This is a genomic window from Pseudarthrobacter sp. BRE9, assembly GCF_031844305.1.
Taxonomy (GTDB): Bacteria; Actinomycetota; Actinomycetes; order Actinomycetales; family Micrococcaceae; genus Arthrobacter.
In genome coordinates, this window is sequence record NZ_JAUZUY010000002.1 from 521,442 (window position 1) to 541,927 (window position 20,486).

The 20,486-nt window shown below is 62.3% G+C and carries 21 protein-coding genes; 14 read left to right on the forward strand and 7 right to left on the reverse strand.

Annotation, left to right across the window (positions count from 1 at the left end; all coding sequences use genetic code 11):
• Window positions 1-30 precede the first annotated feature (30 nt).
• From Q9R31_RS07305 to Q9R31_RS07315, 3 genes are read left to right on the forward strand one after another with little or no spacing between them, the layout of a single operon-like run.
• Window positions 31-561, forward strand: a complete 531-nt coding sequence (locus Q9R31_RS07305) for a hypothetical protein (RefSeq protein WP_311262060.1) — start codon at window positions 31-33, stop codon at window positions 559-561.
• The gene (locus Q9R31_RS07310) at window positions 558-752 is read left to right on the forward strand and encodes a hypothetical protein (RefSeq protein ID WP_311262061.1); all 195 of its coding nucleotides are present in this window, start codon (window positions 558-560) and stop codon (window positions 750-752) included. Before Q9R31_RS07305 ends, Q9R31_RS07310 begins: the two co-directional genes overlap by 4 nt.
• A 53-nt stretch (window positions 753-805) precedes the next feature.
• Window positions 806-1,675 carry an HNH endonuclease gene (locus Q9R31_RS07315; protein ID WP_311262062.1) on the forward strand — a complete coding sequence of 290 codons (870 nt, stop codon included), beginning with the start codon at window positions 806-808 and terminating at the stop codon, window positions 1,673-1,675.
• A 106-nt stretch (window positions 1,676-1,781) separates the two neighbouring features.
• On the opposite strand, the gene Q9R31_RS07320 is transcribed toward Q9R31_RS07315, so the two are convergent.
• Window positions 1,782-2,054: a hypothetical protein gene (locus tag Q9R31_RS07320; RefSeq protein ID WP_091419761.1), complete on the reverse strand. Its 273-nt coding sequence runs from the start codon at window positions 2,052-2,054 to the stop codon at window positions 1,782-1,784.
• Window positions 2,055-2,355: 301 nt separating this feature from the next.
• Between Q9R31_RS07320 and Q9R31_RS07325 the strand changes: the two genes are divergently transcribed.
• The gene (locus tag Q9R31_RS07325; protein WP_311262063.1) at window positions 2,356-4,224 is read left to right on the forward strand and encodes a substrate-binding domain-containing protein; all 1,869 of its coding nucleotides are present in this window, start codon (window positions 2,356-2,358) and stop codon (window positions 4,222-4,224) included.
• A gap of 43 nt (window positions 4,225-4,267) precedes the next feature.
• On the opposite strand, the gene Q9R31_RS07330 is transcribed toward Q9R31_RS07325, so the two are convergent.
• The gene (locus tag Q9R31_RS07330; protein ID WP_311262064.1) at window positions 4,268-4,396 is read right to left on the reverse strand and encodes a hypothetical protein; all 129 of its coding nucleotides are present in this window, start codon (window positions 4,394-4,396) and stop codon (window positions 4,268-4,270) included.
• Between the two features lie 115 nt (window positions 4,397-4,511).
• Here Q9R31_RS07330 and Q9R31_RS07335 point away from each other — a divergent pair, with 115 nt between their 5' ends.
• The gene (locus Q9R31_RS07335; protein ID WP_311262065.1) at window positions 4,512-5,012 is read left to right on the forward strand and encodes a DUF2087 domain-containing protein; all 501 of its coding nucleotides are present in this window, start codon (window positions 4,512-4,514) and stop codon (window positions 5,010-5,012) included.
• A gap of 132 nt (window positions 5,013-5,144) precedes the next feature.
• Here the strand turns inward: Q9R31_RS07335 and Q9R31_RS07340 are convergent, their stop codons facing one another.
• Window positions 5,145-5,897 carry a GAF and ANTAR domain-containing protein gene (locus Q9R31_RS07340; protein ID WP_311262066.1) on the reverse strand — a complete coding sequence of 251 codons (753 nt, stop codon included), beginning with the start codon at window positions 5,895-5,897 and terminating at the stop codon, window positions 5,145-5,147.
• Between the two features lie 334 nt (window positions 5,898-6,231).
• On the opposite strand from Q9R31_RS07340, the gene Q9R31_RS07345 reads away from it, so the two are divergent.
• From Q9R31_RS07345 to Q9R31_RS07370, 6 genes are all read left to right on the forward strand, one after another.
• The gene (locus tag Q9R31_RS07345; protein WP_311262067.1) at window positions 6,232-6,489 is read left to right on the forward strand and encodes a hypothetical protein; all 258 of its coding nucleotides are present in this window, start codon (window positions 6,232-6,234) and stop codon (window positions 6,487-6,489) included.
• A 574-nt stretch (window positions 6,490-7,063) separates the two neighbouring features.
• Window positions 7,064-7,573 carry a GAF and ANTAR domain-containing protein gene (locus tag Q9R31_RS07350; RefSeq protein WP_311262068.1) on the forward strand — a complete coding sequence of 170 codons (510 nt, stop codon included), beginning with the start codon at window positions 7,064-7,066 and terminating at the stop codon, window positions 7,571-7,573.
• Between the two features lie 685 nt (window positions 7,574-8,258).
• Entirely contained in the window at window positions 8,259-8,474 is a 216-nt protein-coding gene (locus tag Q9R31_RS07355) for a hypothetical protein (protein WP_311262069.1), read from the forward strand.
• 387 nt (window positions 8,475-8,861) lie between these two features.
• The gene (locus Q9R31_RS07360) at window positions 8,862-9,368 is read left to right on the forward strand and encodes a hypothetical protein (protein ID WP_311262070.1); all 507 of its coding nucleotides are present in this window, start codon (window positions 8,862-8,864) and stop codon (window positions 9,366-9,368) included.
• A 62-nt stretch (window positions 9,369-9,430) separates the two neighbouring features.
• Complete coding sequence (locus Q9R31_RS07365) at window positions 9,431-9,985, forward strand: DUF3090 domain-containing protein (protein ID WP_311262071.1); 555 nt, start codon at window positions 9,431-9,433, stop codon at window positions 9,983-9,985.
• Between the two features lie 525 nt (window positions 9,986-10,510).
• Complete coding sequence (locus Q9R31_RS07370; RefSeq protein ID WP_236819653.1) at window positions 10,511-11,536, forward strand: restriction endonuclease; 1,026 nt, start codon at window positions 10,511-10,513, stop codon at window positions 11,534-11,536.
• 18 nt (window positions 11,537-11,554) lie between these two features.
• Here the strand turns inward: Q9R31_RS07370 and Q9R31_RS07375 are convergent, their stop codons facing one another.
• From Q9R31_RS07375 to Q9R31_RS07390, 4 genes are all read right to left on the reverse strand, one after another.
• On the reverse strand, window positions 11,555-12,313 hold the full coding sequence (locus tag Q9R31_RS07375; RefSeq protein WP_311262072.1) for a hypothetical protein: 759 nt from the start codon (window positions 12,311-12,313) through the stop codon (window positions 11,555-11,557).
• 408 nt (window positions 12,314-12,721) lie between these two features.
• On the reverse strand, window positions 12,722-13,738 hold the full coding sequence (locus Q9R31_RS07380; protein WP_236819661.1) for an EcsC family protein: 1,017 nt from the start codon (window positions 13,736-13,738) through the stop codon (window positions 12,722-12,724).
• A gap of 207 nt (window positions 13,739-13,945) precedes the next feature.
• Window positions 13,946-14,605 carry a DUF4352 domain-containing protein gene (locus Q9R31_RS07385; RefSeq protein ID WP_236819663.1) on the reverse strand — a complete coding sequence of 220 codons (660 nt, stop codon included), beginning with the start codon at window positions 14,603-14,605 and terminating at the stop codon, window positions 13,946-13,948.
• A gap of 51 nt (window positions 14,606-14,656) precedes the next feature.
• Window positions 14,657-15,319: a hypothetical protein gene (locus tag Q9R31_RS07390; protein WP_236819665.1), complete on the reverse strand. Its 663-nt coding sequence runs from the start codon at window positions 15,317-15,319 to the stop codon at window positions 14,657-14,659.
• Window positions 15,320-15,555: 236 nt separating this feature from the next.
• On the opposite strand from Q9R31_RS07390, the gene Q9R31_RS07395 reads away from it, so the two are divergent.
• Genes Q9R31_RS07395 through Q9R31_RS07405 form a run of 3 tightly spaced genes read left to right on the forward strand, consistent with a single transcriptional unit; the run spans window position 15,556 to window position 20,467 of the window.
• The gene (locus tag Q9R31_RS07395) at window positions 15,556-17,616 is read left to right on the forward strand and encodes a hypothetical protein (RefSeq protein WP_236819667.1); all 2,061 of its coding nucleotides are present in this window, start codon (window positions 15,556-15,558) and stop codon (window positions 17,614-17,616) included.
• Window positions 17,616-19,244, forward strand: a complete 1,629-nt coding sequence (locus Q9R31_RS07400; protein WP_236819669.1) for a class I SAM-dependent DNA methyltransferase — start codon at window positions 17,616-17,618, stop codon at window positions 19,242-19,244. The genes Q9R31_RS07395 and Q9R31_RS07400 overlap by 1 nt, the downstream gene beginning before the upstream one ends.
• Window positions 19,241-20,467: a restriction endonuclease subunit S gene (locus Q9R31_RS07405; RefSeq protein WP_236819677.1), complete on the forward strand. Its 1,227-nt coding sequence runs from the start codon at window positions 19,241-19,243 to the stop codon at window positions 20,465-20,467. Before Q9R31_RS07400 ends, Q9R31_RS07405 begins: the two co-directional genes overlap by 4 nt.
• Window positions 20,468-20,486: the final 19 nt, after the last annotated feature.

The following is a 20,486-nucleotide window of genomic DNA, read 5'->3' on the forward strand; positions in this document are numbered from 1 at the left end:
GCAGCGCGGACCGGCGCCTAAGCTGGTCTGGTGACCCCTGTTCCCTCCCCCGGCCCACTGGACGTCGTCGTCCATTCGGGGCCGGCGGACTGGTGGGTCATCCTTGCAGGGCTTGGACCCTTGGCGGTTCTTATCGCAGCCCTGCTGGCCTTCTATATCAACTGGCGGACGCTCAAGCAGCGCACCGCCGCGGACAAGACCGCACTGGACCAAAAGCGCGAAGCGGACGCCGACGCCCTGAGGCAAAAGACCGAAGCAGACAGCCGGGCGGAATGGTGGCGCCGTACCCAGTGGGCGCTGGAACGGGCTTTGGATCCCGATGAGGGAACAAAGGCGCTGGGCCTGGCGACGTTGGAAGTCCTGGCCAGGAGCGAACTCGCCCGTACCGAGGAGCTTGAGTTGTTCGACATCGCCTGGAAGAGCGTGTCCGGCGAGGAGAACGGGGATGATGCAGAGGCCGACGCCGGTACAGGGCAGGAGATGGCGGTCGTGGACGACGGTGGGAACTTAGGCGAGAATGGGATGACGGATGAAGACCGTGCCAAGGAGGTTGGACCATGAGCGCAGCATCGCCTGAACACCGTCTTGTCCATGCTCCCCGGAACGGCACTGCCAAGCCCGCCACGAAAAAAGCGACGCCTGCCGAGCACCGGGTCCAGGTTGCCGCGGCCCGGCTGCGTGTCACACTCGATGAACGCCTGGGGCGGGAAACGCCCGCCAAGACCAAGGCACTGGCCAAGGAACCGATCTAAGTTCCGCTGCACGGGCTTGGGGGTCGACGACGCATGGCTGGGTTTGGTGGGCAGTGGCGGCAGTAGTTCTTGGCTGCGGCATGGACCGGCTGCGCCGCTGGGACTATGGAGCCGTCGTCGCGCAGGTGGCGCAGTCGGGCAGGTTCCTGGACCGTTGGCCTATCGGTTTTTGCCCTGACATCGTCCCTGGCAGCGAAGCATGGCTCCTGCTGCAAGGCAGCAACGATGCAGGCACTGGCCTGATCGGGCACGGGTGGCTGACGTCGGAGCCCTACCAGGCTGCCGCGGGCGCCGATTCCGATGGCACTGACTGGTTTATCGGGGTGGCCTTCGATTCCCTGCTGCCGCTGGGCGAACAAATACGTCCCGGGACGCTTCGGGAGGCCTTCCCCTGCGACCCCTGGGATATCGCGAGCGGTCCCGCCCTGGTGACCTTGCCGCCGTCGTTCGGGCCCGTTCTGCAACGCCTGTGGCGGGAGTACGGGCCAACGACGGGGGATCCGGCCGAAGTGGTCGGTGGAACCTACCCCGCGGGTGCGGTCAGCCATATCCAGGTGAACCGCTTTGAACGGGACCCTGACGCGCGCCGGGCCTGCCTGGCCTTCCATGGCACGTCCTGCGCCGCCTGCGGTTTCTCCTTCGAGTCGGCCTACGGCGAGGCCGGCACAGGGGCGGCCGCCGTGCACCATGTGGTGCCGCCGGCGATGCTTGGAAGCGGATACCAGCTTGACCCCATCGCCGACCTCATTCCGCTCTGCCATAACTGCCATGCGGTGGCACACGGTGTAAATCCAGCGCTGACCGTTTCCGAACTCCGTGGCATCATCATGGCCGCCGGGCATTTCAGGGGTGAGGTGGTCAGTGATTTGGCCCTTCAGGCCCAGGAGGATGCTCGGCGGATCCTCGGGGGCGGCCAGGCCTAGGGTCTGCTGGACGACTGCCGGCTTTTCGTCGATGACTTCCTGGCGGTCACGGAGACCACAACCACGCCGTGCACGTTGTGGCTTATTCTTTGGCCGGCAGCCGGATTTACTGCCCAGCCGGCGTGGTCCCGAACATCAGGGTCCGCCGCCGAACATCGTAAAAGACGGTGGCCGAACGTTTCAGGAGGCCCTGGAGAACCTCGGCATCCTCAGCGTCGAGGGTGAGCACTTCTTCCCAGGCCCCCTGGTCCAGGACCAATTGGAGCGTCCAGGTGCCAGGCTTTCCGGCGTCTCCGGCGACCCAGCTGAATTGGTAATGGTTGACCTGGCGGACTTGGATGCTGTCATCGGTGATCGGCTGTTTCGGTGTGGGGCTCATGGTCCCCCTCCTGGATTCGGTGTGAGTGGGCCCGCTGCATAAGCCAAGATCCAATCTAGACCTGGTGCGCCGCTTCATCCAGAGCCAGCAGCAGGCTGGTAGGGACTGCATTGGCGGTTGCGGAAAAGATGTGAATCACCACACTCACATCGCGCCCACCCGGGTTATCCTCAAAGGGCGTATCCAGTTGTTGGGGCATCCGGGCGGGGGGCAAGGCGCACCCGCGGTGTGACTGCCGCGGACCGGTTTCATCATTTGTATTTGCACCGGGGAAACCCGGCGGATTTCAAAGGAAACGAGCATGGGCCGCCGACACGCAGCAGCTGACGTCAACTATCCGCGCTGGATTTGGATCGCCGCGTCGGCCGTCGTCGTACTTCTCATTGTCGGCGGAGCATTCGTGCTGCGAATGCTGATCTTCCCCACGGGTTCAGGGGAGGGTGGTGCTTCCGCAGGGAACGGCACCACTCCTTCAGCAGGCGAACCCCTGGCACAGGACTCTCCTGCCGCCATCGCCGGGGCCTCTCCCTGTATCTCCTTGAATATCCTCACGTCCCTTGAGAACGCCGAGATGGTCCGGGCTTTGGTGTCTGAGTACGTGGCGAAACCACGAAGCGTGGATGGCAGGTGTGTGACGCCGGCAGTTACCGAGGAAAAATCGGGAGTCGCCGCCGGCAAGGTCGCTTCCCGCTTCCCCGCCGTTCCGGCCGGGGACAGGCCCTCCATCTGGCTGCCGGACTCCTCCGCGTGGTTACGAATTGCAGCGGCCGGTGCCGGAGGAAGCACCGTCCCGCATGATGGAACCAGCGTCGCCCGTAGTGCGATCGTCGTCGCGCTGCCGGAGAAGATGGCTGGTGAGCTGGGCTGGGACGGCAAACCGCCGTCGTGGTCCGAGGTCTTCGCCATGGCCAAGGATCAGAACGTCTGGGGGCAGCGCGGCCATGGCGACTGGGGGAAGTTCAAGTTCGGCAAGGCCAGTCCGCTGGTCTCGACGTCGGGCTTGATGGCCCTGGCTGCTTCCTACGGCGCCGCCGGCGGCAGCGTAGGGGGGTTGGACGCCATGGACCTGCACGCACCGCCGCTGGTGGAGAAAGTGCGCGCCGTGGAACTGGGCACCAGCCACTATATGGCCACCCCTGAACATTTCCTCTGGCACACCAGGGAGGCGGACGACGCCGGAAAAGTCTCGGAATTTCTGTCAGCCGTGGTCGTGGACGAAAAGTCTGTCTGGGACTACAACCGGGGAGTGGTCAGCGAGGACGGCAAAACGAAGAAATCCGGTCCCGCGCCCAAGGAGCCTCTCCGCGCCATTTATCCCAACGATGGAGTGCACGTGGCGGATAACCCGGCAGTGGTCCTCGACGGGGATTGGGTGGGAAGCCAGCAGCGTCTGGCCGCCCGGGATTTCATCGCGTTCGCCGTGACCGAACAGGGCCAACAGCTCGTGAAGGCATCCGGGTACCGGAGCATCCAGGGCGCGCTGGATGCCGGAGTGGCAGAAACCGGGCGGTACGCTGAAACGCTCCAGCAGTTGCCACTGCCCAAGGCGGAGGCGCTCATTAGCATGCAGGACAGCTTTCCCGACATCCGAAAGCGGGCCAGGGCCCTGTTCCTGCTGGATGTCTCCGATTCCATGGTGCAGGAGCCCGGAGTCACCAAGCTGCAACGGGCCAAGGACGCCGTCCGCAAGGCACTGGACCATTTCACGGGTGAGGATGAGATTGGGCTCGCCGCCTTCTCCCACGTGGGCGACGGTCCCCTGCAACCGGGCATCGTCAGTCCGGTAGCACCGTTCAAGACGAATAAGGAAGATATCGTCGCCAAGCTTGGTGAGCTCCAGGCAGTGGAAGCTACGCCTCTGTTCGAAGCGGTGAGCCGGTTTGCGGGCGATCAGGCCAAGGACTACAAAGACACCTTCATCAACACCATCGTGCTTCTAAGTGACGGCAAAAACGATTCCCGCCACCCGGGAGACCTGGCCGGGCTCTCCGAACAGTTGAGCCACCAGAACCACTCGACGCCGGTGCTTGTGTTTACCCTCGCATACGGGCCCGACGCCGATGTCCCCACTCTGCGGGAAATCGCCCGGGCCAGCGGGGCGCACTACTATGACGCCACCGATCCGAACAGGCTGGAAGAAGTACTGGGCGAACTGGTGACCAGTTTCTAGGCGGGGCACCGGGCCGGGTGGGCGGATGCTTGGCTTGCCCCCATTACAGCGGGACCGTTTCGGCCCGGTCCCGGATGTTCAGCAGCATCCTGCGCATCATCCAGATGTCGCCGAATTCCAGCAGCGTGGAGAAGAGGATTGAGGGTGGGAACCAGCGGTAACGCGTGTCCAAGGCGCCACCGCTTCCGGGAACAAGAGCTTCAAGGCTACGATCTCTGAGCACCCACTGACACAGGTGGCTTGGCTTGGCGGCAGAGGAGAAGACTGACGTGGCCGGAAGCAGGAGAATGAGCGGCCCCCATTGGCGGCGGGTCCTGGCAACGCTCGGCAACGGCGACGCACGGATTGCCTACGCCCAGATAGTACTCGGGGCTGCGCCTGCCGACGTCCTGCCTGAAATGAAGGAGCAGCGGCGGAACCGCGCTATCGCCGGCCTTCTTGAAGCCGGACTCGTGGACCAGAGCGCCTCCGGAGACTTGGTCGCGTCGGACTCGGTATTCCGCGACCTGCTCGCCCAGCAGCCGCGCCGGCAGCCCCAGACGGGACTGGACCGGTTCATGCGGCTCGGCCGGATCGACAGGTATCCGGCGAACGTGGCGGAACGGCGGGATCTCCTTGCCAGGATTGCGGGTGAAGTCATTGCCCCTGGAGAAAAGCTTACAGAGAGGCAAGTCAACGAACGGCTCCTCAGTTATACCGACGACGTCGTGCTGCTGCGCCGCTATCTGGTCGACTTCGGGCTGCTGGAGCGCACACCCTCGGGCTCTTCCTACTCCCTGATGGAGTAGTCCTGCTTTACCCAGCCACACCGCCAGCGGTACAGCAGTTTGGCACCTTGAAGTATGGTTCCCACCCTACGGCGACTGGCATCCGCGCAACTGGCTCAGTCATGAAGGCCAGGTTAAGGCGATGCACTGCTGCTATTCATCGAAATGGGTTCGAAGTGCAGCGGCGTGAGGTGAGACGGATTCGATGACTCCTGCCGCTACATCGCGCAGTTTGATGTTCCGGGAACCGGAGGCTCTCCTCAGGATCGTAATTGCCGCGTCCTGGCTGCACCGGTTCTGCGCCATGATCACACCGATTGCAATGTCGATGACAGTCCGGTTCTTCATCGCCGCTTCCAGGTTGTCGTTCGCTTCCTGCAGCTGGGTCAGGCGCAGCTCCAACCGGAGAGTCTTGGCCGATTGTTTGCCGAACAGTTCAGCGCGGGCGATGTCCCCCCCGGTAATGCCATGGGGCCGCGAGGAGTAAATATTCAGGGCGGCGGTGGACTCGCCCTCCAACCGCAGGGGGACGCCCAGGATTGATTGGACTCCCTTTTTCGAGACGGCTTGGATGTATTCGGGCCAGCGGTGTTCGCGGGATACGTCAGGGACGTAGATCGTCATACCGGTCCGCATGGCCGTCAGGCAAGGCCCGTCTCCGAACGCGTACTGGAGTTCATCCATCGCCCGCGCCCGGGCATCGCTGCACGCTACCGTGACCGGTTTCTTCCTGCGCGCCACGGTGACATTGCAGTGAACCTTTGATTCAGGTGGAGAAAGGAGGGACGCGGAAAAGACGGCCAGTTCCTGGAAGAACTCCTCAGCGTCCGACGTTTCCAGAACCATGTCCTGGAGCCGGGACGCAATTCCGTCCCGCAGTTCTGTAAGAAACGGTAGAGCGTCCACGGCGTGTCCTTAGGAAGTATGTTCAACCGCTGACGATCAAGCGCGGCGTGAAGACGCCCACTTCCAAACGTTTCCTTTCCAGCCTACGGCACCAGTCGGTGCCCGGCATGAGAAGACCCTACCCTTTAATGACGAGCGGCCAGCGAGCTGGGAGGCGGCCCGGTGGGTGCTTTCCCCCGGTCGGCTGGACAGTCGGCGCGGGATTGCGTACATTCTAAGTGGCAAGCGTCACACTATTGTGTGTACGCTCCCCCTTCCGGCCGAGTGCAGGGCCCGAGGAGGTACCGCTAGAGCCTGCTGGCGGACAGATGCACAACGGGGAAAGAGAGCCGACATGGCCACCTCGCATTTTACAACGTTCCTTGCAGAAGCCACCGTCCCTGAGTTCGACACGGACTGCCCCCTGACCGCGGACAGCCTTTACGGCCTGTACGTCAGCTGGTGCGTCCTGAAGGGGATAGACGCAGTACCTGACATCACTTTCCGGGCAGCAATGCACTGCCGTGATGTGGACGTGCATGACAGCCGGCTTCGGATGGTGGGCCCTGCGGCCGCGGACTACATCCTCTCCAGCTACCCGACCGCTGCCTGATCGTGTCCATAGAAAGTGGGTTACTCCTGCAGGGCATGTCGGCGGAGCTACCCGCACTTTGCCGATGTGGCAGCCGTTGCCGCAGTCCTGAACAGGGAAAGTAACACAGAGGGCGTCTTGACCTTCGCGGGCAGTTACATCCATTGCGGGCAGCCAATGCAGAAAACCGGCTCGGAGATCCGTCGACTCACGGCCCCGAGCTTCACCGACCTCACCACGGAAGACGACTTAGACGTCTACCTGACAACCCAGGTACTGCATTGTCCCACCCGCCGGTCGCCCTCGTTCCCCCGAACCAGTGCAAAGGTGCGCTGCCCGTAATTCAGCTAGCCGGCAGCCTTGGTTGCCGGCAGGACAAGGTAGAGGTCATGAACTATTCCCTTCCCCAGGCCTATGAACTGGCCGTAGTAACCGGGAGGATGATTACCGGCCTTCTCAGCGAGGAGGATGCTTCCAAAGCGGTGCAATCCCTGGCGTACGTCTTGAAGGACTCGATCCCGAACTCGGCAGGAGCCGGGGCGTCGATCATCAACCCCGACGGCCGCGGCGAAAGCACCGGCGCCACCGATACCTTGTGCTCCGAGCGGACAAACTGCAATACAAGCTCGGAGAGGGACCATGCCTCAGCGCCTGGGCGGAACAGCGCCCCATCATCATCCAGGACACCCAAGAAGAAGTTCGCTGGCCTAGATGGACGGCGGCGGTGGCGGACACTCCCGTCCGTTCCGTTCTCAGCGCACCGCTGACCACCAGGGGAAGACAAATTGGCGCACTGAAGGTCTACTCCCCCCTCCCGCTGGCATTCGATGACAACGCAGTCTTCCTGATCGAGCGGCTCGCCAGCGCAGCCGCCGTCTTGCTGGGCCACCTCCGGGACCGGGAAGTTGCACATCGGATGAGCAAGGAACTGGCGGAAGCCTTGGCCAATCGAGACATGATTTTAAAGGTGCAGGGGATCCTGATTGAGCGCATGAACTTGAACTCGCAAGAGGCTTTGGAGGTACTGCTGGCCCGCTCGCGTGGAGAGAGCACACCACTTCATGATGTAGCACTGGATATTCTCCAAAAGGCAACCCGCGAGTAGGAAGTGCGATTTCGCCACAAAACGGTGCTGGCTTGCCAAACCAATGATAAGCATGCTTAGTATAGATGCAGCCGAATGCGAACGGCTGGACACGGAGAATCGAGAAAGGCGCGCTCAGCGAACGGGGCGCGCCTTTCTCATGTCCTCCTGACTGCGGCCGAACCGTAATTTGTTTTGCCTTGCCCCGCCGCCCTGGTGAGCGGAAACTTTACTCATTGGGCTATGAAGTCAGCCAAACCAGCAGTCACCGAAAGCCGGGACATCATGTCCACCCGTGCTGACCCTCGCCCTGTCCACGACCTGTTGCTCACGAGCTCCGCCCGTTGGGCGCCCTTGTCATGAGCACGATTCAGGCGGTAACCCTGATATTCGTTGCCGCTTTCGTATGGACCGGCTTGACCCTACTCGTTCTGCTGGAGATGCGGCGCCGCAGGAGGGGGTCTTCGAGGGTCGCTTCGGCACCCCAGCCTCCCGACCCCATCAGCTATCGCCCTCATCGGCCGTGGCACCGGGCTCGTCCCGTAACCGGTCAAACTCCTACCCAGAGGAGACACAGGGTGAGGATCAGAAGAGTCCGGGGCTGAAGACGCCACCCCCGGCGCACTGGGAAGTCCCGGCAAGATACCGGGCAGCCAAGAATTCGACCAGCATCACCCGCTCAGGGTGACCGTTCTTTGGAGCAGACATGGACGCCGGGACGATCCTCGGTTTCATCTTCGGGTACTTCGCCGCCATCGCCGGGATTTTCCTCCTGTATGTCCCGGACATCGTCATGCTCCTTGTCCTCCTTGTCGTGGCCGGTGTCCTGCAATTGCTGCTGCTGCCCTTCGCTCTTTTGATCAGAAGACTTCGCCGACGGCAGCAGACGGACACGGACGCATCATGGCTCCTGGACCGGTAGGGCCTAACCTCCCCCGCCGCCTCCTACTGGTCCTACCCAGGCACTGAAGTTCCCGCCGCCACCTCCCCCGCCGCTATCGTCGTCTTTGCCGCATCTTAGACAGCGTTTGTACAGGCTGCCGTCTTCGGTGTGTTCGACGTGCCATTCGTGCCGGATGTTCAGTCTGCACAGCAGGGCCTTCAACATGGCCTTCTCCAATCCGCGTATCTGGCACCTTCAATAATGGCCCTCGCGTAGCCCCGGCGGTACTGGCAGATATTGGCCTTGACCCTCGCGCCCGTGACCCGGCGGTGGTTGCTATGAACGCCGGGCGTGGCCACCATGGGAAGCGTGGACATACGAGGCATCTGCCGCCAGCTAGCCTTTCCCCTGTGCCTGCTGTTACCGGTGGCCGGAACGTCCGGGTGCTCCTATGAATACCCTGACACGGCGGACACATCGACGGCCGAAGCTCTCCATGCCGCCACAACAGAACCTTCACCCACGACGGAACCCGCCACACGACCCGCCGACCCCCTTGTCCTGGAGCGCGAGGTCAAAAACTACCAGGACCTGGACGCGCTCCTTCAGGCCGCGCCGGGGCCGGTCCTCCTTTTTCAAGAGGGTCCACTCGACGGCCCTGCCCGAGGCTTTGGCACCACGAAAGAGGTGACAGCTGCCGGCTCGTACACGGTCACAGCTGCCTGCGTCGGCGCTCCAAACGCCACGATCTTCATCCGGCAGGAGAACCCCACGGTTACACTCTGGCCCGTCGAACTGACCGTTGACTGCCCAGGAACCACGACGCAGGTCATCACACTTCAACAGGGCTACGTTTCCGCGCACCTATCCCTGCCCAGCCCGGGAGACACGCCCCGGACGGGGGCCGTCGGCGGAGTACGGGTCACCCGCTGACGCGGTGAGTGACGGTGAACCTCCGGCAGGGCCGTGAGTCCCCTGTGGCCTAAGATACTGGCATGCCTACACGTGTTCATGAATTTTCCTGGCCTGATCGGGTCGTCATCGGTACCGTCGGCGTTCCAGGGGCGCGTACGTTCTACCTGCAGGTACGCACAGGCGCACAAATCGTGAGCATCGCCCTGGAGAAGCAGCAGTCGGCTCTGCTGGCCGACAAAGTTGACGAAATCCTCGACCAGCTCATCACCCTCGAGGACAACCCCTTCAGCGTTCCCACCGGCACTCCCATTGAATTGGTCGATAATGATGGGCTCGAGGCGGTTGAGGAGCAGTTCCGAACCGGCGCCATGAGCCTAGGTTGGGACCCGACGACGGCGCAGGTGGTGATTGAGGCTTACCCAGTCACCGATGTCGACGCTGACAGTGACGACGAATCCCTTGATCAGGAAGGCGCTGACGTGTCCGAGATGCTGCTGGTGCGGATGCCGGTCGGCACCGCCCGCGCGTTCGCCAAGCGGACCCGCGAGGTGGTGGGCGCCGGTCGTCCGGCATGCCCGCTCTGCGGTTACCCCATTGACGTCGAGGGTCATACCTGCACTCTTCCCGAGGTCTGATGCCGGCACCGGACCTGCAGGCTGACTAGCCAACGGTCTGGGCACAGGCTGTCGCAGACGCTCGGCGAAACCCGCTGATCACGTGCCTTGCCATAGTGCCGCCGTCGGCAACCTTGAAACAGACCAAGGACCCCGCACGCCTCAGCGTGCGGGGTCCTTGGTCTGTAACGGGACAGCGGCCCGGCTATTGGAAGGAGGAGGAGGAGGAGGAGGAGGAGGATGTGAGATTTTGATCTAGTCGGAAGAACTTCCAACAACGAATCGGCGGAAATACGCGCGACACATCTCCGGCGGCCAGGGCGCAGTGGCAGGTCGAATTGGAAGTTTGTCGGTGCAGTTCTCGGAAGACCGCCTCGGGGACCGTCGACGTCGCATCCGAGAAGCCCCTCGAGCTCCACGTTTTTACGAGGTTGCCTACCGGCATGGCGTCGATCAGACCAGCGGGACGGAGGTTCCCCTAAGTATCCTGGGAGGTCCGACGGTAGGCTGAGCTGACTGAACGGCAAGGGAGAGGTCGGGGACAAGTTGGTTGCAGTCTGGGGCATTCACAATGACGCACTGTCTGATGAATTGGTTGAGGAGGGATTCATCAGCATCGGCTGGTCTGCCATTCCCGACATTCGCTCAATCGGCAGAGACCGCGATTCATTGAAGCGCGCACTTAGCGGCGCTTATCCGGAAGCCAAGGCAGGAGCTATCCCAGTCTGGGCTGGCATTCTCTATCGCTTCGGCTTTGAAATGAAGGCAGGCGACGTCGTCATCGCACCGTACCGCGCCGATAGCACCCTCAACTTTGGCGTCATTACGGGAGAATACGAATACCTACCCGAAGTCCCTGTGCACCCTCACCGGCGCAAGGTCAGGTGGGTCAAGACGGGAGTTTCTCGAGGCTTGTTTCCCCAGGCTGCACTCTATGAAATTGGCTCTGCAATGACGCTTTTCCGGGTCAAGAAAAATGTTCCCGTGTTCATGAACTTCCTCGATGCAGGTACGGACAGCCCGACACAGGAACACGTTGTTTCAATTGAGTCACACGCGGTAGATGAGTGGATCGAAACCGAGCCAAGTGCCGCCCGTTTGGACCAATTCACCCACGACTTCATTCTGAAGACCCTGCTGCAAGACCTCTCACACGAAGAGTTTGAACATTTCACCGCCGATCTCCTCCGCGCCATGGGATACCAAGCGCGCGTGACGCCTTACTCCTCGGACGGCGGTGTTGATGTCATCGCGCACAAGGACCCTCTCGGCCTCGAACCACCGGTGATTAAAGTCCAGTGCAAACACACTGCCGCGCAGCAGTCCCGGCCGGACGTTCAACGCCTGAGTGGAACGCTTGCACACGGTGAACTTGCCCTCTTTGTCTGCCTTGGTAGTTTCAGCAAAGACGCTTTGGGCTACGAGCGTGAACGGCAAAACCTGCGGCTGCTCACAGGAGCGGAAGTCGTGGAACTGACCCTCGACAACTACGACAAGTTGGAGCCGCGCTGGAGGACGCGTATCCCCCTACGTCAGGTGTACGTTGTGGACCGCGCTAGTGAAGGTCGTTAGCTCAGTCGGGGATTGCCGCTAAGGCAATGTGTTCGTCCAGTGGTCCCGCCAATTGCCGTGGAGTTCGAGCATCAGGGCGGGCTTCTCCACTGCACGAACGCTCGAAGCCTCGACCGAAAATTCCTGGTCGTGGGTGTTCAGCTTGCCACGGCACTTATCCCAGGACTGCAGAGAGCTTTTTCGTCCTCTGCCACCAGCCTCGTCAATCCTCGAGAACGAGGCTGACCGCATATTCCAGCGCATGCCGAGCGAGGCTTCATGGTCCTGCACAAGTTGAAGGCCCAGTGCCACGTGCGCGAAGTCAGTCGGCCCTTTCCGTAGCTTCGTCAGAGCCAGCCGCGCGCGCTCGTGTCGGTATCGAGGCGCCAACAGCTTCACTCCCGGGTAGTTTGTCCCCGGCAGGGCAGTGAGCAACAAAGACCATTCCATAAGGAGTTCGAGACGCTTTGCCTCAGTCTGGGACCTAGTGCCGGTACCGCCATAGACATCTGCTAGGGCACTCCAGAACAACACGAAGTTCTTGAGCAACCCGTCAGCGGCAAGGGCGTCGGAAGGCGCGCCCCGGTCGAGTTCAATTATGTCGAGTACAAGGGATTGGGGCAGAGTTAAGCACCCCTCGTGCCCCAGCTGCAAGAACCTGTCGATGCGGGCGGCCGTTGCGCTGAAGCACAGACTCCATTCCTGAATGCCCGGCACCTGAACCACAACAGACCGCTCGTGGTAGCGAAGCAGGTTTTTAGTCCAATTAAAGTACGGTGTGATTTCTTGCTCGGTCATCGTTTCTCCTTTAGTGGGTTAAAGCAAAGTGCCCTTGGCGGATGCCAAGGGCTGGAATTTTGGACAGAATATTCGTTCATGGATAAGCGGATCGGCGTGCACGGCAGCTGGTGCGGGGGTCAGGGAATGCAAAAGGCCTCCGGAACGATCCGGAGGCCTTCATTGCTTCTATTATCTTCTTTGCCGCGTTACCAAATCAATTATCGTTGTTCTGAGTGGGTTTCAGAGCGCCCGTCATCTCGGCAACCTGGACAACATCGCTGATGGCAGCCCGCTACTCCGGGTTATCGATGTGCTCTTCCGTCGTATCGTGGGACCGCTTCCGTGACACATGCAAATCCCAGTCACTGCATATCAGATCGCAACCGCGAAGCAGTGTGCCTATTTCATGAGGTCGTCATGGCTGCTTTAGTCGATCCGGGCCTCAGCCAACGGCTCGTCTGAATCAGTAACCAGGGCCGCCGGCAGCGGCAACCCGTACTTCTCACACAGGAATCGGGTCTGGCAGTACCGCTGCGCATCAGCGGCCACGTTGCCGAGAACTGCTGAGTTCATGCCGGCACCAATGAGGATGCCCACGTACGGCAACACTTTAGCGACGTTTTGAACCGGCACTTTGGTACCGGCCGGACCAACGTGCTGCAGTAACTTCTCCAGGGCGGCCAGCAGACGATGGTCGGCACGGAGTTTCTCCGACCACCGAACACGTCCCTTGATAGCGTCAGCTGCGCGGGCGACGTCACGCAGCGGCTCGACCTTGGCTGCTTGCGCCATGAATGACCGGCGTACCAGGCGTTGGATGAAGATCTGCTCATCGGGGTCTTTAGCGTCGTAGCCGTACGAGTACGCGATTCGCGCCGCAATCGATGTGCTCAAGACTTGGATGACGAGAATGTCCGCTGTCATGGCAACAGGGATACCGGCCACGGGAGTCAGAGCCAGCACACCCATGGTCCCACCTTCCAGTGCGCCTGCTGTCCGCCACGTGAGGGTGTTGAATTTCAGCAGCCGGTCGCAAACCTTGAGATCGTGCTGCCGCAATTCGGTGAAACTATTGAGGTCGAGACCTCGCTTGCGGGCAAGCTTCTCAACGCCCTCAGGGTCGTTAAGCTCCATAGCCCAGTCGTTGACCAGCTCGAGAAGCGCTGCAGCGCCTTCGAGCGCTGGCCGCACCGCTGCAGTGGCGACAGCGTCGCCGGCACGGCGGATAGGCTCTTTGACCCCCTCTGGCACAGCTGCCGTGACCCTGTTCACGGCCATTCCTGTTACCTCTCCGGTGCGCTCGAGCGCAGTGCTCGCCCAGTTCGGCAGGCCACGGCGGTTGTTACGCTTCTGCCAGTGATCGTTGAGCTTCTCCCACACTTGCCCCTCGTAGGTGCTCATCGGCATCGCGCCGCCGACGATCGGATCGGTAAATGTGCTCACTGAGGTTCTCCATTTCGACTGCGATTGCTGGGTCCCATGATGCCCTACCACCCAACTCATGATTGAGAAGGACCGCGTGTGGACGAGAAGGGCATCCGTCTTGTTGATCCTTAGCCGCGGGAATGCAGGACGGTAAGAAGCTCTCCGAGGAGTGCGAAGGAGACGAACCGGTGAATCCGGTAGGCCTCCTTTCGACCTCAAGACCGCCTATCCCGAAATTTGGATCCGGGCAGCCTCCTGCAGCAGCGGATCAGAAATCATGACGGTGGCAGCACCCGGAGCAATATCGAAGGCCACGTTGCCCCGCGCCTTGTCGCCGGGCAGAACCTCGCCTGAGCCCAGCTGATTATCGGCGAACATGCTCATGTCTGCCTTACGCCCGTTGGCATCCTTCGCCGTGAAGTAGAGCGGGTTGGAGCTCGTCTTGCCGGATTCCGTTTCCCAGAGCACGTCCAGGAGCAGGTAGGTGCCGTTCTTGGGCGGTGTAGCGAACGCGCCGGTGGTGACTGAGTCGGTGCGGACGGCGGACACGATAGTGATCCTGGCGACGTTGCCGTTGCGCATCTTCACGGAGAACGGAACGCCCACCACAGGTGCCGCGGGAGCAGCAGGAGCTGACGACGGCGGTGCTGCCGCCGCCGGGGCGGCAGGCACAGCGGCAGCCGGCGCGGTGGCCTCAGCGGACGCTACGGCGGAGGCGACGGGGCTGGAGTCCGCAGCCTGCTTGCTTCCGCCGGAGCAGGAACCCATGAGAATGCCCACCAGCAGGACGCCTGCGGGGACAACGAAGCGCTTTTTCTTGTAGAACGGGCGGGTGGCAGGTGCCTGGGCAGCCGGCGGGATGGGGACGAAGTTCTGGTTGGTCATGATGGTGCCTTTCAAGTGATGCGGTTGGATGATGCTGCGGAGTAGCAGTGGTTACTGTTTTTCCCATTTGCCGCAGCGGGTTGAGTTGAAGTCTTGCCCTGCTGACAGGGTGACAACCGGTCGGCCGCCGCCGGGGATGTCGTTTTCGATGATGTCGCTGCCGTTGCTGCCGCTGCGGTAGATCCCCCAGTAGCAGGTGGATCCCACGGCAGCCGCGGCCCGGTAGGTGCCGGGTTCGATGTCCGTGCCCACAGTCCACGTGCCGTCGCCCACGGTGCGCGCCGCCTTCGCCTTCTCGGCTCCGGTCACGGCGTCCTCGCGGGCCTTGACCGCTGCCTCAGCCGTCTTCACGGCAGCGTCGGCCTTGCCGACTTCGGCCTCCCTGGCCGCAACCTTGGACTCGCGGGACGCCATTCCGTTCTCAAGCGAGTCGTACTTGCCTTTCAGCGAGGCGTAGCTGGAAAGCGCCGCATCCCGTTCGGTCTCGACGGTGGACTTCTCGCTGGCAAGGGACTTGTACGCGGTGCTTTCCTTGGGATCCGGCAACACCGTTCCAAGAGCCGTTCCGCCGGCTAACAGCACGACGGCGGCCGCCGCCAGAAGGACAGGCTTCTTCCGGCCCCGCCTGATCACCTCGGCAGGCTCGTCCTGCCCGGCTACATCCACCTGCTCGGTTTCGGGGATCTCCCCCGGGCCGATGTCGTTGTTCAACACTCAGTTCGCCCCATTTCGTCAGTCGTGCAGGTCGGCGGCGGGATACCTCCCCCCAATGTGCGGTTTCCCGCCACCGCCACAGCCCCGGAGAATCACCTCTTGGCTGCAGAAACAAGCTATGGCTGTGTAGGCAAATTCAGACGCTGACTAGCTGATAACGGGGGTTATCAGCAAGAGTCTGGCGATGTCAGGGCATCAGGTTACGCTGTGGGAACATTCAACGAAGGGGGACGGCAATGGTCACAGCAGCGCACTCACTGCGCATGACACTGACGGACGTGGCATCCGTCTCGCAGGTTCAGCGTCCCGTCGTCTCCATGTGGCGGAAGCGCAGCAGCGCGAGTTCACTCCCGTTCCCCGCGCCGGTGGAAACTGTAAACGGCGTCGAACTTTTCGACGCCGACCAAGTGACCGCATGGCTGCAAGCAACCGGCCGGGGCAACAATCCTGAGGCAAAGGACGACGTCGCGGTATACGCGAAACCTGCGGATCACGCCGGGCCATTGCAGGACGGCCGCAAGACCTTCGACGGCCTCACAGCCCTGCTCGCCCTGAAAGTCATCACCGGAGAGGTGCTGGGCCACCGGAGTGCATCCGGTCTCCTGGATGCGGCCGATGAGGCCGACTCTGATGACCTGTTCCTCTACTCCGAGCTGGAGGCTCTCGGCCCCGCTCTTACCGGGCTGGCCAGCTTTGCGGACAGGCTGGCGAACAGCGCCTACAGCGCTCCGGCGGCGTTTGAGAAACTGCTGACCCACCGCTTCAAGGAGGGCCTGAGGGAGCATGCGAATACCGCACTTACAGCCCCAGCCCTCAACCTCATCAGCGCGGCAGCCATAGAGCTCGCGGTCACGCTGGATAGCCGGCCAGTCTTTGTGGACGCCACACCAGGCGGAAGCGACGTCATGCTCAGCATCGCGCAGCAGTTCGGCGCGTCAGAGTCCGCCACCTTTTTGGCAGCGGATCACGACGGCGGCGCCTCACGTTTGGCCCGCCGGCGCCTGGCAGTGCATGGTGCGGACAGTGGGCCCGTCAAGGTTGATAGCAAAGGCGCCTTCGCCGTCACCGGTCCTGCAGTCCATGTTGCGCAATATCCCGCGCCCGGTGAACCCGGTCTGGACACCGAAGGCATCCTGTCCGGCATCGAGAACATCGTGCTGCAGATGGACGACTCCCAGAGGGCCGTCATTATTGCTCCCGCCCGGGTGCTTTGTGATGCACTGTCGGGCGTGGCCGGCAACGTCCGTGCCGACCTGCTCCGGTCCGGCCGGGCGCGGGCCATCATCCGGCTCACGTCTGGGCTCCTTCGGGCAAAGCCACGCGAGCCGCAGGCGCTGTGGGTGTTGGGGCCGTCTTTTGCCGACGTGCCCATCGCCGAGCGGTGGACCATGGTGGCGGATCTCAGCACCACCCCACTCACCCTCGACGTGAGTCAGGACCTGATCAGCGACGTCGTCGCCTCCATGGGCGACCGGGGCACCATCCGCGCCCACTCCTTCCGGTTCGCCCGGTTGGTGCAGACCCGGCTTCTGCTTGCGCGAACCGGTGCCCTGGTAGACCTGCCGGCCAAGGCTACGTCAACGGCGGCGCCCGGCGCAGAGGCGGCACTGCGTGCCGACGAACTCGTCAGGGCCCTGTCCACAGGGGGAAGTGGTGACACCACGCTTCTTGGTGTTCAGCCTGCCGCCAACCCTTCCTCCCCCGCTCCCGTCTCCGTCACAGAACTTACGGGCTCCGGATACCTCAAATACGTCAAGGGCATCCGGGTCGAGGACCAGCACATTAACAAGACGGCGGGAAGCAGGATCCTGGGCCGCGAGGAACTCATGGATCCCCAGAACACCCAGCCGCGCTTCATCACCCTGCTGGACTTCGCCGCCAACTACCCCGCGGGACGGCTCACCGAGCCGGGTGACGTCGTCTTCTGCACCAGCCCGCGGCCCGCCGCGAGGGTCGACCCAGAGGGCGGCGCCGTCGTCGTCTTTCCCGCGCGGATCCTGAGGATTGACCAGGGCGACCCGGGCGGCCTCCTGCCCGCCGTCGTCGCCAGCGACGTTAACAACCTCAACCCGGCAGACAAGTCCTGGCGGGGCTGGCTGCTGCGCCGCACAGGCGAAGCCCAACGCCAGCCGCTCACCGAGGCCCTGCACCGCCTGCAACACGAGCAGGCTCTGGCCCAGGAACGACTCAAACAACTCGAAGAACTCGCTACCCTGATTACGGACGGCGTAGCGGGCGGAAGCCTCACCCTGACAGACCCTATTACCCACGCCGTACCAGAAAAAGGAACTGCATAATGCCCCCGAAAGTGAAGGTGGACCTCGCCCCGTCCACCATGAAGGAACTTAAGGACACTCTCTGGAAGGCGGCGGACAAGCTCCGCGGCTCGATGGATGCCTCACAGTACAAGGACGTGATCCTGGGGCTGGTGTTCCTGAAGTACGTATCGGACGCGTTCGAGGAACGGCGCGAACAGATCCAGGCCGAGCTGGAAGCTGAAGGGCTCAACGAGGAGCAGATCTCCCAGCTGATCGACGACGTGGACGAATACACCGGACGAGGCGTGTTCTGGGTAGCACCCCGCGCACGCTGGACGTACCTGGCGGAGAACGCCAAGGGCCTGGATGCGGTGGACGGTGCCGCGCCGAAGTCCATCGGGCTGCTGATTGATGAGGCGATGGAGCTCATCATGCAGGACAACAAGAGCCTGGCCGCCACGCTGCCCAAGATCTACAACCGGGACAACGTGGACCAGCGCCGCCTCGGCGAGCTGCTGGACCTCTTCAACTCGGCACGGTTCACCGGCCAGGGCGCCAGCAAGGCCCGCGACCTGCTCGGCGAGGTTTACGAATACTTCCTGGAGAAGTTCGCCAAGGCGGAGGGCAAGCGCGGCGGCGAGTTCTACACGCCCGCCGGCGTGGTCCGGGTACTCGTGGAAGTACTTGAGCCGCACCGCGGGCGCGTCTACGACCCATGCTGCGGCTCGGGCGGCATGTTCGTCCAGGCGGAGAAGTTCCTGGCCGCCCACCACCTGGAGGGCTCGGACATCTCCGTCTACGGCCAGGAGCTCAACGAGCGCACCTGGCGAATGGCCAAGATGAACCTGGCCATCCACGGCCTCAACGCAAACCTGGCTTCCCGCTGGGGCGACACATTCGCCCGCGACCAGCACCCAGAGCTGACCGGGAACAACGGCGCGGACTTCATAATGGCCAACCCGCCATTCAACATCAAGGATTGGGCCCGCTCGGAGTCGGACCCGCGCTGGAAGTACGGCGTCCCGCCGGCCGGCAACGCCAACTACGCCTGGATCCAGCACATCATCTCCAAGCTGGCGCCCGGCGGCAGCGCAGGTGTGGTCATGGCCAACGGCTCCATGTCTTCCAATTCAGGCGGCGAGGGCGAGATCCGCGCCCAGCTGGTGGAAGCAGACCTCGTATCCTGCATGGTGGCGCTGCCCACCCAACTGTTCCGCAGCACCGGCATCCCGGTATGCACCTGGTTCTTCGCGAAGGACAAGACCGCCGGCCCCCAGGGCTCCGTGGACCGGACCGGGCAGGTGCTCTTCATCGACGCCCGGAACCTGGGCTACATGGTGGACCGCGCCGAGCGCGCCCTGTCCGACGACGACATCGCCAAGATCGCCAACACCTACCACGCCTGGCGCGGCACCGCTTCGGCAATTGAGGCAGGGCTGACGTACGACGACGAGCCGGGCTTCTGCTACTCGGCCAGCCTTGCGGAGGTCAAGGCAGCGGACTACGCGCTGACGCCCGGACGGTACGTTGGTGCCGCTGAGGTTGAGGCCGACGGCGAGCCGATCGAGGAAAAGATCGCGCGGCTTTCAAAGGAGCTGTTTGAGCAGTTCGAGGAGTCCGAGCGGCTTGCGGCTATCGTGCGCGAGCAGCTGGGGCGGGTGCTGTGAACAATCTCGTCCTGGACCAGAAACTTGGAGACGCTGTCGAAGTATCGGACTACGTGGCAAATGGCAGTTTCGAATCGCTACGGCTCAACGTTTTCACGTCTTCAGCCAAGGGATACGCGGTATTAGTTCGCCTCGTCGATCACAATGCCGGATGGACCGGCCCATTCAGTTATGTTGATAGGTCTTCCTACGAGTATCTGCGTAAGAGCCGCCTGAGCGAGGGCGATGTGGTAGTCGCTAACGTTGGTGCGAACGCCGGAACCGTGTTCCGCGTACCTAACCTGGGCATGCCAACGACGTTGGGACCAAACTCGATTGTCTGCCGCCCTCGAGACCTGGACCAGGTGGACAAGACCTATCTGTATTACTACCTCGCGGGTCCTGTCGGTCAGTCGCTAATCGCCGGTATCATCAGCGGCAGTGCGCAGCCAAAGTTCAACAAAACATCATTTCGGCAGCTTCCCATCTCCCTCCCTCCCATCCGTCAACAAAGAGGGATCGCAGAGGTGCTGGGCGCCCTCGACGACAAGATCGCCGCCAACACCAAACTTGCTAAGACGTCCGCAGATTTGGCGCAGGCCCTGTTCGCGGCTTCAATGCGCGCCGCGGACCACGAGGTAGCGCTTTCCGAAGTTACCGAGCTCCTTAGTCGAGGCGTTGCACCAAAATACTCGGAGGCTGAGGACACTGTCGTGGTGCTCAATCAAAAGTGCATCCGCGATCAGCGCGTCAACCTAGATCCGGCTCGGCGAACAATTGCATCGAAGGTCGGCAGGAACAAGATGCTGAAGATGGATGATGTACTTGTGAACTCCACAGGCCAGGGAACCCTCGGCCGGGTAGCACGCTGGACCAACAGTGACAACGCTACTGTTGACTCCCACATCACTATTGTCCGGTTCGATCCAGCGAAAGCTGATCCCGTCTGCGCGGGCATGGCTCTCCTGGCTTCACAGACAACCATCGAAGAGATGGGCGAAGGAAGCACCGGGCAGACAGAGCTATCACGAACTGAACTCGGCAAGCTCCGTATAAGGCTCCCCGAGAGGAGCCGGCAGGCTGAACTCGGGGAGCGAATCGCGTCGATGTCGGAGATGGAGAGCGCGCTCCTGAGCGAAAACCAGACCCTCGCTGCTACTCGTGACACCCTCCTCCCCCAGCTCATGTCCGGCAAGCTCCGGGTCAAGGACGCGGAGAAAGTTTTGGAGAACGCCGGGGTGTAAACGCTCAGCGCAGTTGCGG